Genomic DNA, 13,111 nt, shown 5'->3' with positions numbered 1-13,111 from the left:
TGCATGTTCAATTTGAGAGGCTCTCAAGCAGGACCGGGGTTTTCGGTGCCTGGGTCTGGCTGTCTGTCGGCACATCGTCGCCCGCGCCCAGTCCGCCGCCGAGCGCCGTCACCAGTTCAGCGTGCGCACTGAGGCGCGCCGCCTGAACCTGCTGCTGAACCTGCTGCTGTTTGAACAACAAGGTCTGGGCGTTGAGCACGTTGAGGTAATCGGTGAGGCCGCGCTGGTAGGCGATCATCGCGATGTCGTAAGTCTTCTGGGCGGTGGCCACCGACTCGGCGGCGAAGGCCTGCTGCTTGTCCATGGACTCGCGGCGGATCAACTGGTCGGAGATGTTTTTCAGTGCGTTGACCAGCGTCTGGTTGTACTTGGCCACGGCGATGTCGTAACCGGCCGAGGCTTCGCCCAGCTCCGAACGTAAACGCCCGCCGTCGAAGATCGGCAACGAGATGGCCGGGCCGACGCTGTAGTTGAGCTTCTTGCCGGTCAAAAACTCCAGCGCTCCACCACCGGTGGCCATGTAGCCGAGGCTGCCGACCAGGTCGACGTTGGGGTAGAAACCGGCGTGAGCGACATCAATACCACGCGCCTGGGCCGCCACTTGCCAGCGACTGGCGACCACGTCCGGGCGTTGACCGAGCAACTGCGCGGGCAACGACGACGGCAGTTTCAGCGCTGCGCCTAACGACAACGTTGGCCGCTGCAACTGCGCGCCCTCCCCCGGACCTTTGCCCGCAAGGGCTGCGAGTTGATTGCGACTCAGGGCGACTTCTTCGTCCAGCGCATCGATCTGGCGGTGGGTTTCCGGCAGCGGCGTTTCAGCCTGACTGACTTCGAAATGGGTGCCGATGCCACCGTTCAGGCGCTTCTGCGCGAGGTCGAGAATTTGCTGCTGCTGTTTCAGGGTCGCGGCGACGATGTCCCGTTGCGCGTAATGCAACGACAGCTCGATGTAGGCGCGCACGATGTTGTTCTGCAATTCGAGCTGGGCCAGACGCGCTTCCGCGGCACTCATGTGCGCCATGTCGACGGCGCGCTCGGTGGCGTTGCTTTCGCGGCCCCAAAGGTCGAGGGCGTAGCTGAAGCCCAGCGCGGCGTTGTTGTCCCACGTCGTCGTGTTGGCCAACTCGCCCGGCCCGTAGAACTGATCGGTGGGCCAGTTGTGGCGTTTGAGGGTGGATTCGCCATTGATCTGCAAAGACTCGGCGGACTCGGCGATCCCGGCCATGGATTTGGCCTGACGCACTCGCGCCGCCGCCATGGCCATGGTCGGGCTGCCTTGCAGGGCGAGGTCGATCCAGCGGTTCAATTGCGGGTCGCCATAGGCCTGCCACCATTGCGCGGTCGGCCAGTGTGCGTCCTGTGCAGCGTTCTGGATGGCTTCGTCGGTGGCCAGTGAATTGGCCTCGAGTGCCTTGCCCTGAGGGGCAATACCTCCGGTACCGATGCAGCCGCTGATTGCCAGGGTTAAAGCCAAAACACTGAGCGTCTGAAGCGCTCTGTTGATGCGACGCGGCACTGCTGCGATTTCCTGAATTGAGGGAGTTGTTCCTGAGGTGCGCAATTCTAGGGGTGGGCCTGGATGGCGATAAGCTGGGAATCCTGTGAATCTTTGTTACCGTTAGCGCGATAATCCCTTGGTCGGGGTCTCAGCCCCCGTAACTTCGTGTCACAATTTGCCATCGCCTCCGAGAGCACCCCATGGACACTTTGCAAAACATGCGCGCCTTCAGTTACGTGGCCGAGGCCGGCAGCTTCACCGCCGCCGCCGTGCAACTCGACACCACGACGGCCAACGTTTCGCGCGCGGTCTCCAACCTGGAAGCCCACCTGCAAACCCGCCTGCTCAACCGCACCACCCGACGCATCGCCCTGACCGAGGCCGGCAAGCGCTATCTATTGCGCTGCGAGCAGATCCTGGCCTACGTCGAAGAAGCCGAAGCCGAAGCCAGCGACGCCCACGCCCGCCCGGCCGGACAGCTCAAGGTGCACACCATGACCGGCATCGGTCAGCACTTCGTGATCGACGCCATCGCCCGCTACCGCAAAACCCACCCCGACGTCACCTTCGACCTGACCATGGCCAACCGCGTGCCGGACCTGCTCGACGAGGGCTACGACGTGTCCATCGTGTTGGCCAGCGAGCTGCCGGACTCAGGCTTCGTCTCCCAGCGTTTGGGCATCACCTACAGCATCGTTTGCGCCTCGCCCGCGTATGTGAAAGCCAACGGCTGCGCGCAGAAGCCCAGCGATTTGCTGAACCACGCGTGCCTGCGTTTGGTGAGCCCGGTGATTCCGCTGGAGAAATGGACCTTCGACGGCCCGGAAGGCCAAGAGATGGTGACGATTAATAGCTCGCCGTTTCTGGTGAACTCCGCCGACGCGATGAAGACGGCAATCACCAGCGGCATGGGGGTTGGGGTTTTGCCGGTGTATGCAGCGATTGAAGGGTTGCGCAACGGGACGCTGGTGCGGGTGATGCCGAACTACCGGTCGCAGGAGTTGAATCTGTATGCGATCTACCCGTCGCGGCAGTATCTGGATGCGAAGATCAAGACGTGGGTCGAGTATTTGCGCGGGTCGTTGCCGGAGATTTTGGCGGCGCATCAGGCGGAATTGGTGGCTTATGAATTGAGTGGGAGCATGGGTGGGGTTCGGGTCGCGAATTGATTTCCAGCCCAAGTGATTGATCGTTCCCCCTCTCTGCGTGGGAACGATCAACGGCGTACACTCGGTAATCCGGGTGCTCGCATAAAAGCTCGGAAGAATGTTAGCGTGCTTGGCATTCACCTGCGCCCGAGAGCCCTCCTCCCATGAAAAAGACCGTCCTCGCCTTCAGCCGCGTCCCCCCCGAAATGATCGAACGCCTGCAGCAAGACTTCGACGTCATCGTCCCAAACCCGAAAAACGGCGACATCAACGCCCAATTCAACGAAGCCCTGCCCCACGCCCACGGCCTGATCGGCGTCGGTCGCAAACTCGGTCGCGCACAACTGGAAAACGCCGCCAAACTGGAAGTCGTCTCCAGCGTCTCGGTCGGCTACGACAACTACGATGTCGCCTACTTCAACGAACGCGGGATCATGCTCACCAACACCCCCGACGTCCTCACCGAAAGCACCGCCGACCTGGCCTTCGCCTTGCTCATGAGCAGCGCCCGCCGCGTCGCCGAACTGGACGCCTGGACCAAGGCTGGCCAATGGCAAGCCACCGTTGGTGCGCCGTTGTTCGGCTGCGATGTACACGGCAAAACGTTGGGCATTGTCGGCATGGGCAACATCGGTGCGGCCATCGCCCGACGTGGCCGACTGGGCTTCAACATGCCGATTATCTACAGCGGCAACAGCCGCAAGACCGAACTGGAGCAAGAACTCGGCGCGCAGTTCCGCAGCCTTGATCAACTGCTGGCCGAAGCCGATTTCGTCTGCCTGGTGGTGCCGCTCAGCGAAAAAACCAGACACCTGATCAGCCATCGCGAACTGGCATTGATGAAGCCGAGCGCGATTCTGGTGAACATTGCGCGCGGTCCGGTGGTGGACGAACCTGCCCTGATCGAAGCCCTGCAAAACAACAGGATTCGCGGCGCCGGGCTGGACGTTTATGAGAAAGAACCGCTGGCCGAGTCTCCCCTGTTCCAACTGAAAAACGCGGTGACGTTGCCGCACATCGGCTCAGCAACTCATGAAACCCGCGAAGCCATGGCCAACCGTGCCTTGGCTAACTTGCGCAGCGCTTTGCTGGGAGAGCGACCGCAAGATCTGGTGAACCCACAAGTTTGGAAGCACTAACTAAAAAGGGCAGACGCTTTAAACGTCTGCCCGCTCCATACACAACTTGAAATTCAGTCTGCCGCCGAAAACAAGTTCGACAAGATAGACTCTTCACTACTGACCCGACCCACGGGTTATTAGTTATGGAGAGCGCCCACCTTGAACAACATTACAACTGACAAGATCATCAGATACAGCAAAGTAATACTGATGACTTACATAAGCTTCTTTGGCCTGCTGGTGATGTACAGCAACTTCACCGACTACGCATCAAACTATGAATATGTCGGTCACGTCCTTAGCATGGACACCACCCGAGAAAACCTGAACCTGAGCTACAGGGCAATTACCTCGCCCATGCTCCACCACCGAATCTACTGGATCATTATTACCCTTGAAGTCATTTATACCGCTTTCTGCTTGCTAGGCGCCTATCATCTTTACCGAAACATAAACGCCTCTTCCAAAAACTTTCATGAAGCGAAGAAGTTTGCAATTATTGGATTATTGATCGCCATGTTTGTTTATTACATCTGCCTGCAAATGGTCGGTGTCGAATGGTTCAACATGGATGAGTCACAAACCTGGAACGCGAAAGACTGGGCTCGGCATATCGTCGATTTCATATTGCCTTTGCTGATATTTATAGCCATCAGAATTGAGCGCTGAGTGGCTTCAACGCTCAACCATCATGCCTCTCAGGCCAGCTTGCCGTTCCCCTGCACCATCGGCGCCTTGGGCTTACGAAACACCAGCACATTGCCCAGCATCACCAGTACCAAACCCATCAATGCGGGCGCGGTCCATTGATAGCCTTCGGCAAACGCCGACACGTTCAGCGCCACGATGGGGAACAGTACGGTGCAATAGGCTGCGCGCTCTGGCCCCATCCGCCCGACCAACGTCAAGTAGGCTGTGAAACCGATCACCGAACCCGGAATCACCAGGTACAGCAGCGAGCCGATGTAGCGCGCGTTCCATTCCATGTCGAACGGAATGCCTTTGACCAGGCACCACACCGACAACATCGCCGCGCCATATGCCATGCCCCAGGCGTTGGTGGTCAGCGGCTTGAGCCCGGCTTTCTGTTGCAGGCTCGACAGCATGTTGCCTGCCGAGAAACACAGTGTCCCGAGCAATGCCAGGCCCAACCCGAGCAAGGTTTGCGGGCTCGCGGTGTGGCCCGCCAGTTCAGGCCAGAACAACAGGCCAAGCCCGAACAAGCCCAGCGCACCGCCCATCAGCACATTGCGAGCAACTTTCTGGCCGAAGAACACGCGTGCATTGAGCGCGTTCCACAACGTGGCGGTGGAAAACACCACCGCGACCAGACCGCTGGGGATCCACTGGCTGGCAGTCAAGAAGCACATGAAGTTGATGCAGAACAGGCACAGCCCCTGCGCCAGGCAAATCAGATGCCCGCGACGGTTCATCACTTGCAGGCGGCGACTCAGCAGCAGCATGACAAACAGCACCAGCGCTGCGAGACCAAAGCGATAAACGATCGACACCGGAATCGCCACCACGCCCAATTGCCATTTCAAGGCAATCCAGGTGGTGCCCCAGATCAGCACGGTCAGCAAATACAACGACAGGTTCATGGCAAAGCTCCTCAATAGGGGCTCAGTGTCCTGCGCCAAGCCTCGTCGCACTTGCATAAACTTGCGCTTTTGTCGGGTCACAGGCTGGCAGCCGAACGGCTACGGAGTAGGATGCAAGGCGTTGGAGAGAAGCGATCATGCCCGCATTGGAATCACTGCAAGTCTTTCAAGCCCTCAACCGCTCGCCCAATGCTCGCCTCGAGCACAGCGCCGAGCTCGGTGACGGCATGGCTGCAGCCTTGTGGAGCAACCATCACGACGCCCAGGATTACGAAGCGCCGAGCCATCACACGCTGTCCTGTTACATCGCCGGCGGCACCGGGACCTTTCGTCGCGACCAGCCCGGCACCAAGGGCGGCCCCGACAAGTTGTGCATCCTGCCGGCCGAGCATCAATCTGGCTGGGTGATCAACGGCGACATTCGCCTGGCCCACGTGTATTTCAGCCCCGAACAATTCGCCCTCGGATGCGTCACGCTGCTGGACCGCGAACCTCGCGAGCTGCAGTTGCGCGAAGCCACCTTTCTGGACGACCCGGCGCAAGCCCGGCGCTTTCGGCAAATGCTCACACTCAACTGGGACGAACCCGGCGAACGCGTGCTCACCAGCAGCCTGGCCCATGAAATGCTCAGCCACGTGTTGCTCGGCCAGGTCGGGATGCGTGTGGGGTTGCGGCTCAAGGGTGGATTGGCTGCGCATCAGCGGCGGCAGTTGGTGGAGTTCATCGACAACCAATTGGCCGAGGCGATCAGCCTGGGGCAGTTGGCGGCGTTGTGTGCGTTATCCGAATACCACTTTGCGCGGATGTTTCGCGAGAGCTTTGGGTTGCCGCCGCATCAGTATGTGCTGTCGCGACGACTGAGCCGGGCGCGGGAGTTGTTGCGTGCGACATCGCAGCCGTTGGGGGAAATTGCATTGGCGTGCGGGTTTGCCAGTGCGAGTCATTTCACCAATCGATTCAGGCAAGCTTTAGGCGGAACGCCCGGCGAGTATCGCCAGGCGTTTTTGCGGTAACCCTGAAGTCTTCAGTGTCTGGCACGCCGCCATCGCGAGCAGGCTCACTCCCACATTTGGAACGCATTCCCCTGTGGGAGTGAGCCTGCTCGCGATGAACGATGACTCGGTTTCCAATCAGAACTCCAGCGTGCTTGAAAGCGACACCTGTCGCGAATCCCCCATCGACACAAAGAACCGGCTCGCCGCCGAGGTGTAGTAGGTGCGGTCAAACAGGTTCTTCACGTTGAGCTGGAACTTGACCTTCTGCCCTTCGACTTTGGTGTTGTAGGTAGCGAACGCATCGGCCACGGTGTAGCTCGGCAGGTCGAAATCGTTCACCGCGTTACCCGCTCGCTCACCGATATAACGCGCGCCCGCGCCGACCCGCAGCTGATCGCCACCGACGATGGTGCCGAAGTCATAAACCGCCGACAGCGAGCCGCTATTCTTCGCTACGTTTTGCAGCTTTTTGCCTTTGTAGATCGGGTCTTCCGTGACTTCTGCATCGGTGTAGGCATAGCTGCCGATCATGCTCCAGCGATCAGTCAACTGACCGCTCAGGTCGACTTCCAGACCACGGGAACGCACTTCGCCGGCGGCGCTGTAGATCGTCACCAGACCTTCGGAGTTGGCCACCAGCACGTTGCGTTTTTTGATGTCGAACAGCGCGACGTTACCGGTGACGCGGCCCGGCATGTCGAGCTTGGCGCCGATTTCCCAGGACTTGGCTTCTTCCGGCGCAATGCTGCCGTCCAGCACGGTGCTGCTGCCGCTCAACGGCGCGATGGTCGAGTTGGGTTTGAACGACTCGGTGTAGCTGCCGTAGAACGACAGTTCATCGGTGTAGCGATACACCAGGCCGGCGCGAGGCACCCATTTCTGGCCGTTGCTGTCGGTGTTGGCCCGGAACGGTACGCCTTTGCCGGCGTACTGGTCGTATTCCTGGAAGCGCCCGCCAGCGACGAAAATCCATTGATCGGTCAGGTGGATCGAGTCCTGGAGGAAGATCGAGTCGCTGCGCAGTTCATCGGTCTGCGCGCTGTCCGCCGGGCTGACGGTGGTGCCGGCGACTTCGCGGCCGTACACCGGGTTGATGTAACTGAAAGTACTCAAGCTTTTCTGACGGATCAGGTCTTCGCGGTAAATCTTGCGGTATTCATCATCGACGCCGAACACCAGGTCATGTTTCATCCCCGCGAACTGGACATTGCCTTCAAGGCTGGCGGTGGTGAAGCGGTCGGTGCTGATAGCGTTTTGAGTGCCGTCCATGCTGCGGGTCAACGTGCCCTTCTTGGTGTCGATGGCGGTGATGCGCACCTGGCTGGCATCGTAGGTTTCACGGTTCCAGCTGTAGCCGAAGTGGGCTTTCCAGTTGTCGTTGAGTTCGTGATCGGCCTCGAAGTGATAGAGGTCCGAGCGGCCTTCCATGTTGTTGAACGGCTCGTCGAGGCGACGCTCGCGGGAGATGTCCAGCGGATGATTGTCACGCGGGTCGATCACCGTGCCGCGATCGAACGGAGTCAGAAACTCGCGGTGTTCGTAAGCAAACAGCAGCTTGGTGCTTTCGCCGAACCAGGCCAATGACGGTGCTACCAATGTCTCGCGGTGAGTGCCGAAATTGCGCCAGTAGTCTTCGTCTTCGTGGTCCAGCACCATGCGATAGGCCAACCCGGATTCGCCGAGCGCACCGGTGCTGTCGAGACCGCCACCGCTGCCGTTTTTACCGTCGCCATAGGTCGAGCCACGCAGGGTCAACGCGTTGTACTGCTCAAGCTCGGGCTTTTTGCTGACCATGTTGACCACGCCGCCCGGGTCTTGAATGCCGTAAAGAAGCGAGGCCGGGCCCTTGAGCACTTCGACCCGGTCCACGGTCGCATTCATGCCACGGCCCTGCACGATCGGCATGCCGTCGCGCATGATCGAGCCGTTACGGTTGTCGCCGAAACCGCGGGTCATCACCGAGTCCTGAGTGCTCGCGAGCGTGTTGCCCTGGGTGATGCCGCTGACGTTGGCCAGCGCGTCGTCCAGATTGCGCGGCGCTTGATCGCGAATGACTTGAGCCGGAACCACGTTGACGGTCTGGGGGATTTCCTGAAGCAAGGCCGATGAGCGCATCACCGAACTGGTGGGTGGCGGCTGATAGCTCATGGATTGATCGGCCACCGAGGTGATGGTGGTCGCGCCCAGGTTCAAGGCGCCATCGGTAGGCAACGGCTCCAGCACCAACGTGTGGCCGTCGGTACGGCGGAAGGTAAAACCCGAACCGCTGAGCAAACGCTGCATTGCTTGCTCGGCACTCATCTGTCCGCTGAGCGCTGGAGCGTTGATGCCGTAAGGCGCCTCATCGGTGTAGACCACGCTGATGCCGGTGATCCGACTGAAGTCGCTCAAGGCCTGAGGCAGTGGTTTGGCGGCCATTGCGAAGCTGAACTGCGCACTCTGTCGGACACTGCCGGCCTCAGCCGCCACCGCCACACTCAACGGCAGCAATGCCAACGCCGAAAAGCTCAGGGCACACGTACCCAACCATTGTTTGACCGAACCCGATTTCGCCCTGGACTTCATTGCTCATGACCTGTGTAGAACCGCTACGGATGCGAATGACTCGCAGTTTCAGTCACTACACGGATGGCGTCGGGGTTTACCTCACCAGAATTCTGAAAATATTTTTATTCAGGCCATGCGGTGTTTGATCTGACGCTATCGCGAGCAAGCTCGCTCCCACAATTTGGAATGCGCTCCCCTGTGGGAGCGAGCCTGCTCGCGATGAGGCCATCCGCCTCAACGCAAAATAATCAGATGCCCCAAAACCTTGTGTTGCTCAATTCCCAACACCCCTTGCAACGAACTCAACACCGCCTGCGGGTCCTTGCTCGGAAAGCTGCCACTGACCCGCCGCGCCGCCAGTTCATCGTTGAGCAGCACAATCCGTCCCGGGTAATAACGCCCAAGGTCTTGCACCACGTCGGCGAGTGTCGCCTTGTAGTAATTGAGCCATCCCTGACGCCACGCCAATTGCGCTTCGCTGTCGACGCTGTGGAGTTTTTCCGCCAAGCCATCGCCATAAGCCACTTGCTGGCCAGCCGTCAGGATTTGCTGTGTGGCGTTTTTGTCCGCCGTCACACCAACCCGCCCGGACAACACCGTGACCTGCGCGCCGTGCGGTTGCAGACGCACTTCGAACTGAGTCCCCAGCACCCGCGCCTGGCCCTTCTCAGCGTCCACCACAAACGGATCGCCGGTGTGGGTCACGCTGAAAAATCCGGCGCCGCGCCGCAACTGAACGTGCCGCTCGCCACGACTGAAATCCACCGCAATTGCGCTGTCAGCATCCAGCGTGACTTGCGACTGATCCGCCAACGTGACGGTGCGAATCTCCCCCGGCGCCGACACATAGTCCGCCCCCAGATCATCGACCCAGCGCGACGGTTGCCAGCCGGCACCGAAGCCGATCATTAGCACCAGACACGCCGCCATCGCCAACGCCCCGGACCAACGCCGAACGCTGGAACGGCGCGAGCGATTCATCGCGTTGAGATAACCCTGCAAGGCAAACGCGTCTTCATCGGCCAACGTTCGGGCCGGTGTTTCGGTCAACTCCCACACCACTTGCGCCTGGGCGTAAGCCTCGGCATGGGCGGGATCGGCCTGTAACCAATGACTGAAGGTGGCCTGATCGCCGCTGCTGGGCTGGTCATGCAACAGACTCAGCCAGGCGAAGGCCGCCTGTTCCTGAGCAGGCGTCGGGGTGACGCGTTCGGTGTTGTTCACGGTGCTTTCCCTGGCGTGCGCGGTTCGGGTTCCCTCAGGCTGGCCTTGCAAGCCTCGAGGGCGCGCATCATATGTTTTTCCACAGCGCTTTGGGACAAACCCATGGCCTTGGCGATTTCGGCGTATTTGCGCCCGTGAATACGGTTGAGCAAAAAGATCTGCCGCGTGCGCTCAGGCAGCGCACGCAACGCCGCTTCGACGTGACGCAAGTCATTGCCCGCCTCCAACGCTGCTTGCGGTTCGCTGCCGTGACTGTCGGGTTGATCCGGCATCCAGCCCTCGTTGACCCGCACCCGCGTGCCTTCGCTGCGCAAATGGTCGATGGCGATGTTGCCGGCGCAGCGCAACAGGTAAGTGCTGAGCTCTTCGACCTGCACCAGCGGCCGACGCCAGAAACGCAGAAACAAGTCCTGCACCAGGTCTGCGGCCGTCGCCCGACACCCGACACGACGGCTCACCAGCGCTTCCATTTGCGAACGCTGGGAAAGGAACACCTGCAGGAAATGCGCACGCGCACCGCGATGTTCGTCGTCATGGGATTCCGGGGGGCTGGTGATCATCAGGTCAGCCCTGCGCAAACGCGGCAACGGGGCTGGCGAGCACGCTCAACCCGGCCAACGCCAAGGCCAGGCGCGGGCGATATGGCATCAACAACACCAGCACCAGAGCGCTGAGCATCAACACTGCAAACCACTCCACCAATCCAAGACCCCACCCCGTCGACGACACCGCGGCCCACAGCGATAACGCCAGCAACAGCCAGCCACCAAGTTTCATCCCCTGGCGGCGACGGGCCGAGGGCTTACGCCCCAACAGTTCGGCGTGATGCCGATCCATGGATAAACACAGCGCGGTGAAACCGCCGTAGCACAGCAACAAGGCCAGGAACATTCAGAGCGCCTTTTGCTCAAGCATTATCGATTTCGCCCGCGGTCGGGTGACGATTCCAGCCTGTGCCGCGCGCTGCATTTTCCACGCAGCCCACGCGAAAAACAGACCACTGCCCAGGCACGTCAAATCGAAACCGGCCATGGCCCAATCGCCCTGCATCAGGGTGACGCCCAAGTGATCAGGCGTGGTCAGCGCGTTCAGCAGCGGCACCGCACAGAACAGCAACGCTGCCAGCGCCAACTGTTCGGCCCACGCTGCGCGACCATGGCGGACCATGGCGTGCAACACACTCAAACCCCAGACAATGAAGAAGCTGTTCACTTCCCAATCCGCCCGCCCGGCCATTCCGATCGGCAACAATCGATTGGCCCAGAAGAACGCCGCCACCGCGACCATCAACCCCGACATGCTGGCGATGTTCAGGACTTCCACCAGTCGCAACTCAAACGGCATCACACCGCTCTTCGCATGTTTGAGCTGACGCTTGCCGAGCCAGATCACCAGCCCGGTACCGATCATCCCAGTGCCCGCCAAACCACAAATGAAGTACAGCCAGCGCAATACCGGACCGGCGAAATGGCCCATGTGCAAGCCATAGAAACTGCCGGCAATGGCCATTGGCAATGCTTGCTTCGGCGTTGCGCTGAGCAGCTGCCCGGTCACGCCGTTGAATGTCACCGCGCTGCCAAAGTCGTGGACCACTCGGTCGGCGCCGTCACGCGCAAGAATGACCGAGGCATTCGCATCGCCTGGATTGTTCACCGTCAGCCGCCCGGCCCGCCCGCCCGACCATTGCTCGCTGGCCCGTTCCAGCAGCGGTGCCAACGGTGCCAACTGACCCGGTTCACCGGCAAGTTCGGGAATACTGGAAGCAGGAAACACTTCATCGTAAAACGTATCGAAGTCACTGCCATAAGAGGCGACGATGCTCGCCGGCATCACCATCGACATGAAAATCACCAGGCTGCTGTAAGTGATCATCAAATGAAATGGCAACACCAGCACGCCCACTGCGTTGTGCCCGTCCAGCCAGGAGCGCTGGCCCTTGCGCGGGCGAAAGGTGAAGAAGTCCTTGAAGATTTTCTTGTGGGTGATGATCCCGCTGATCAGCGCGACGAACATCACCATCGCTGCGATCGTCGACAGCCAGCGCCCCCACGGATAGGGCATCTGCAGCTGAAAGTGGAAGCGGTAAAAGAATTCGCCACCGCGTGTGTCCCGGCCCTGCACTTCTGCGCCAGTTTGCGGATCGAGGAGTTTTTCGGTGAATTGACCGCGCGTGCCGGGCTTGGCCGGTGCTTGCTGCCACCTCACCGACAACCCAGGTTCGCGAGCATCCGGTAAATCGATGAGCCATCGCGATGCACCCGCGGCGTGCTGCTCAAGGTAGTGCTGGGCCAGGGTCAGACTGGCTTCGGAGGACAGCGCACGGGCGGGAATTTCCGGCTGCATCCAGTGGCTGATCTCATCCTTGAAATAGGCGAGCGTGCCGGTCAGGAAAATCGCGAACAGCAGCCAGCCGAAGATCAACCCGGCCCAGGTGTGCAGCCAGGCCATGGCCTGTCGAAAGCCCTCTTTCATGCGTGGACCATCCAGTAGGCCAGCCCCGCCATCGCCGCCAAAATCACGCTCGGCACGATCAATCCGAACCAGGCTTGCCACGCACTGCGACAGGCAAAGCACCAGAGTACAGCGACCAGATACACCAGAAACGAGGTCATCATCCCGGTGACCACCGCTTCGCCGCGAGCCATGGGCAGCCACATCGTCAGGCTGACACTGGCCAATGCCGCGACGAGGTACCCCCCAAGCACGGCGGCCAGCACTCGGGAAGTGACGGCCAGTCGGTAGGAAACGGGGAGCGCGGTGATTTTGACTTTCATGTTTCGACCTTGAAACGGGTGAGGCCTCGTGAGCGTCACGGGACCAACAAGGTCGCAATACTAATGATAAATATTCTCATGTGCAAAAGAGATCCGACGGGATCGTTGTTACAGCAGCCAGCGGTCAGTCAGCACAAACAAGAACGGGCCTGCATAAGCAGGCCCGTTTTCAGTAGTGGAAAGGTAAAAATTAATCAGGC

General features: G+C 60.2%; 12 protein-coding genes. 4 read left to right on the top strand and 8 right to left on the bottom strand.

What is annotated here, in order from left to right; genetic code table 11:
- Positions 1–7: 7 nt before the first annotated feature.
- Positions 8–1,519: an efflux transporter outer membrane subunit gene (locus ACYZTZ_RS01745; protein WP_461997026.1), complete on the bottom strand. Its 1,512-nt coding sequence runs from the start codon at positions 1,517–1,519 to the stop codon at positions 8–10.
- A 182-nt stretch (positions 1,520–1,701) separates the two neighbouring features.
- On the opposite strand from ACYZTZ_RS01745, the gene ACYZTZ_RS01740 reads away from it, so the two are divergent.
- The 3 genes from ACYZTZ_RS01740 (at position 1,702) to ACYZTZ_RS01730 (ending at position 4,439) form a co-directional block, all read left to right on the top strand.
- Entirely contained in the window at positions 1,702–2,670 is a 969-nt protein-coding gene (locus ACYZTZ_RS01740) for a LysR family transcriptional regulator (protein WP_008150590.1), read from the top strand.
- A gap of 143 nt (positions 2,671–2,813) precedes the next feature.
- Positions 2,814–3,788 carry a 2-hydroxyacid dehydrogenase gene (locus tag ACYZTZ_RS01735; RefSeq protein ID WP_461997025.1) on the top strand — a complete coding sequence of 325 codons (975 nt, stop codon included), beginning with the start codon at positions 2,814–2,816 and terminating at the stop codon, positions 3,786–3,788.
- Positions 3,789–3,929: 141 nt separating this feature from the next.
- Positions 3,930–4,439 carry a DUF2165 family protein gene (locus ACYZTZ_RS01730; protein ID WP_461997024.1) on the top strand — a complete coding sequence of 170 codons (510 nt, stop codon included), beginning with the start codon at positions 3,930–3,932 and terminating at the stop codon, positions 4,437–4,439.
- 29 nt (positions 4,440–4,468) lie between these two features.
- On the opposite strand, the gene ACYZTZ_RS01725 is transcribed toward ACYZTZ_RS01730, so the two are convergent.
- Complete coding sequence (locus ACYZTZ_RS01725) at positions 4,469–5,371, bottom strand: DMT family transporter (RefSeq protein ID WP_461997023.1); 903 nt, start codon at positions 5,369–5,371, stop codon at positions 4,469–4,471.
- Positions 5,372–5,508: 137 nt separating this feature from the next.
- On the opposite strand from ACYZTZ_RS01725, the gene ACYZTZ_RS01720 reads away from it, so the two are divergent.
- Positions 5,509–6,384 (top strand): helix-turn-helix domain-containing protein, encoded by an 876-nt coding sequence (locus tag ACYZTZ_RS01720; protein WP_461997022.1) that lies wholly within the window; start codon positions 5,509–5,511, stop codon positions 6,382–6,384.
- Between the two features lie 117 nt (positions 6,385–6,501).
- Here ACYZTZ_RS01720 and ACYZTZ_RS01715 read toward each other — a convergent pair whose 3' ends face one another.
- The 6 genes from ACYZTZ_RS01715 to ACYZTZ_RS01690 form a co-directional block, all read right to left on the bottom strand.
- Complete coding sequence (locus ACYZTZ_RS01715; RefSeq protein WP_461997021.1) at positions 6,502–8,931, bottom strand: TonB-dependent siderophore receptor; 2,430 nt, start codon at positions 8,929–8,931, stop codon at positions 6,502–6,504.
- A gap of 216 nt (positions 8,932–9,147) precedes the next feature.
- Positions 9,148–10,137: a FecR family protein gene (locus ACYZTZ_RS01710; RefSeq protein ID WP_461997020.1), complete on the bottom strand. Its 990-nt coding sequence runs from the start codon at positions 10,135–10,137 to the stop codon at positions 9,148–9,150.
- On the bottom strand, positions 10,134–10,697 hold the full coding sequence (locus tag ACYZTZ_RS01705) for an RNA polymerase sigma factor (RefSeq protein WP_095129391.1): 564 nt from the start codon (positions 10,695–10,697) through the stop codon (positions 10,134–10,136). Before ACYZTZ_RS01705 ends, ACYZTZ_RS01710 begins: the two co-directional genes overlap by 4 nt.
- Positions 10,698–10,701: 4 nt before the next feature.
- A complete protein-coding gene (locus ACYZTZ_RS01700; protein ID WP_095129392.1) occupies positions 10,702–11,028 on the bottom strand; it encodes a DUF3325 domain-containing protein in 327 nt (108 codons plus the stop codon).
- Positions 11,029–12,609, bottom strand: coding sequence for a PepSY-associated TM helix domain-containing protein (locus tag ACYZTZ_RS01695; protein ID WP_461997019.1), 1,581 nt, complete (start codon positions 12,607–12,609; stop codon positions 11,029–11,031).
- The gene (locus tag ACYZTZ_RS01690) at positions 12,606–12,911 is read right to left on the bottom strand and encodes a DUF3649 domain-containing protein (RefSeq protein ID WP_461997018.1); all 306 of its coding nucleotides are present in this window, start codon (positions 12,909–12,911) and stop codon (positions 12,606–12,608) included. The genes ACYZTZ_RS01695 and ACYZTZ_RS01690 overlap by 4 nt, the downstream gene beginning before the upstream one ends.
- Positions 12,912–13,111 lie beyond the last annotated feature (200 nt).

The organism is Pseudomonas sp. LB3P58 (assembly GCF_054897895.1).
The sequence above is the reverse complement of the archived record's forward strand: the minus strand, read 5'-3'. Positions and strand labels throughout refer to the sequence as shown.

What these genes read in the sequence shown, in the direction of transcription:
- ACYZTZ_RS01740 (WP_008150590.1), top strand. Translation starts at nt 1,702, where the DNA reads ATGGACACTTTGCAAAACATGCGCGCCTTCAGTTACGTGGCCGAGGCC.
- ACYZTZ_RS01735 (WP_461997025.1), top strand. Translation starts at nt 2,814, where the DNA reads ATGAAAAAGACCGTCCTCGCCTTCAGCCGCGTCCCCCCCGAAATGATC.
- ACYZTZ_RS01725 (WP_461997023.1), bottom strand. Translation starts at nt 5,371, where the DNA reads ATGAACCTGTCGTTGTATTTGCTGACCGTGCTGATCTGGGGCACCACC.
- ACYZTZ_RS01720 (WP_461997022.1), top strand. Translation starts at nt 5,509, where the DNA reads ATGCCCGCATTGGAATCACTGCAAGTCTTTCAAGCCCTCAACCGCTCG.
- ACYZTZ_RS01715 (WP_461997021.1), bottom strand. Translation starts at nt 8,931, where the DNA reads ATGAAGTCCAGGGCGAAATCGGGTTCGGTCAAACAATGGTTGGGTACG.
- ACYZTZ_RS01705 (WP_095129391.1), bottom strand. Translation starts at nt 10,697, where the DNA reads ATGATCACCAGCCCCCCGGAATCCCATGACGACGAACATCGCGGTGCG.
- ACYZTZ_RS01700 (WP_095129392.1), bottom strand. Translation starts at nt 11,028, where the DNA reads ATGTTCCTGGCCTTGTTGCTGTGCTACGGCGGTTTCACCGCGCTGTGT.
- ACYZTZ_RS01695 (WP_461997019.1), bottom strand. Translation starts at nt 12,609, where the DNA reads ATGAAAGAGGGCTTTCGACAGGCCATGGCCTGGCTGCACACCTGGGCC.
- ACYZTZ_RS01690 (WP_461997018.1), bottom strand. Translation starts at nt 12,911, where the DNA reads ATGAAAGTCAAAATCACCGCGCTCCCCGTTTCCTACCGACTGGCCGTC.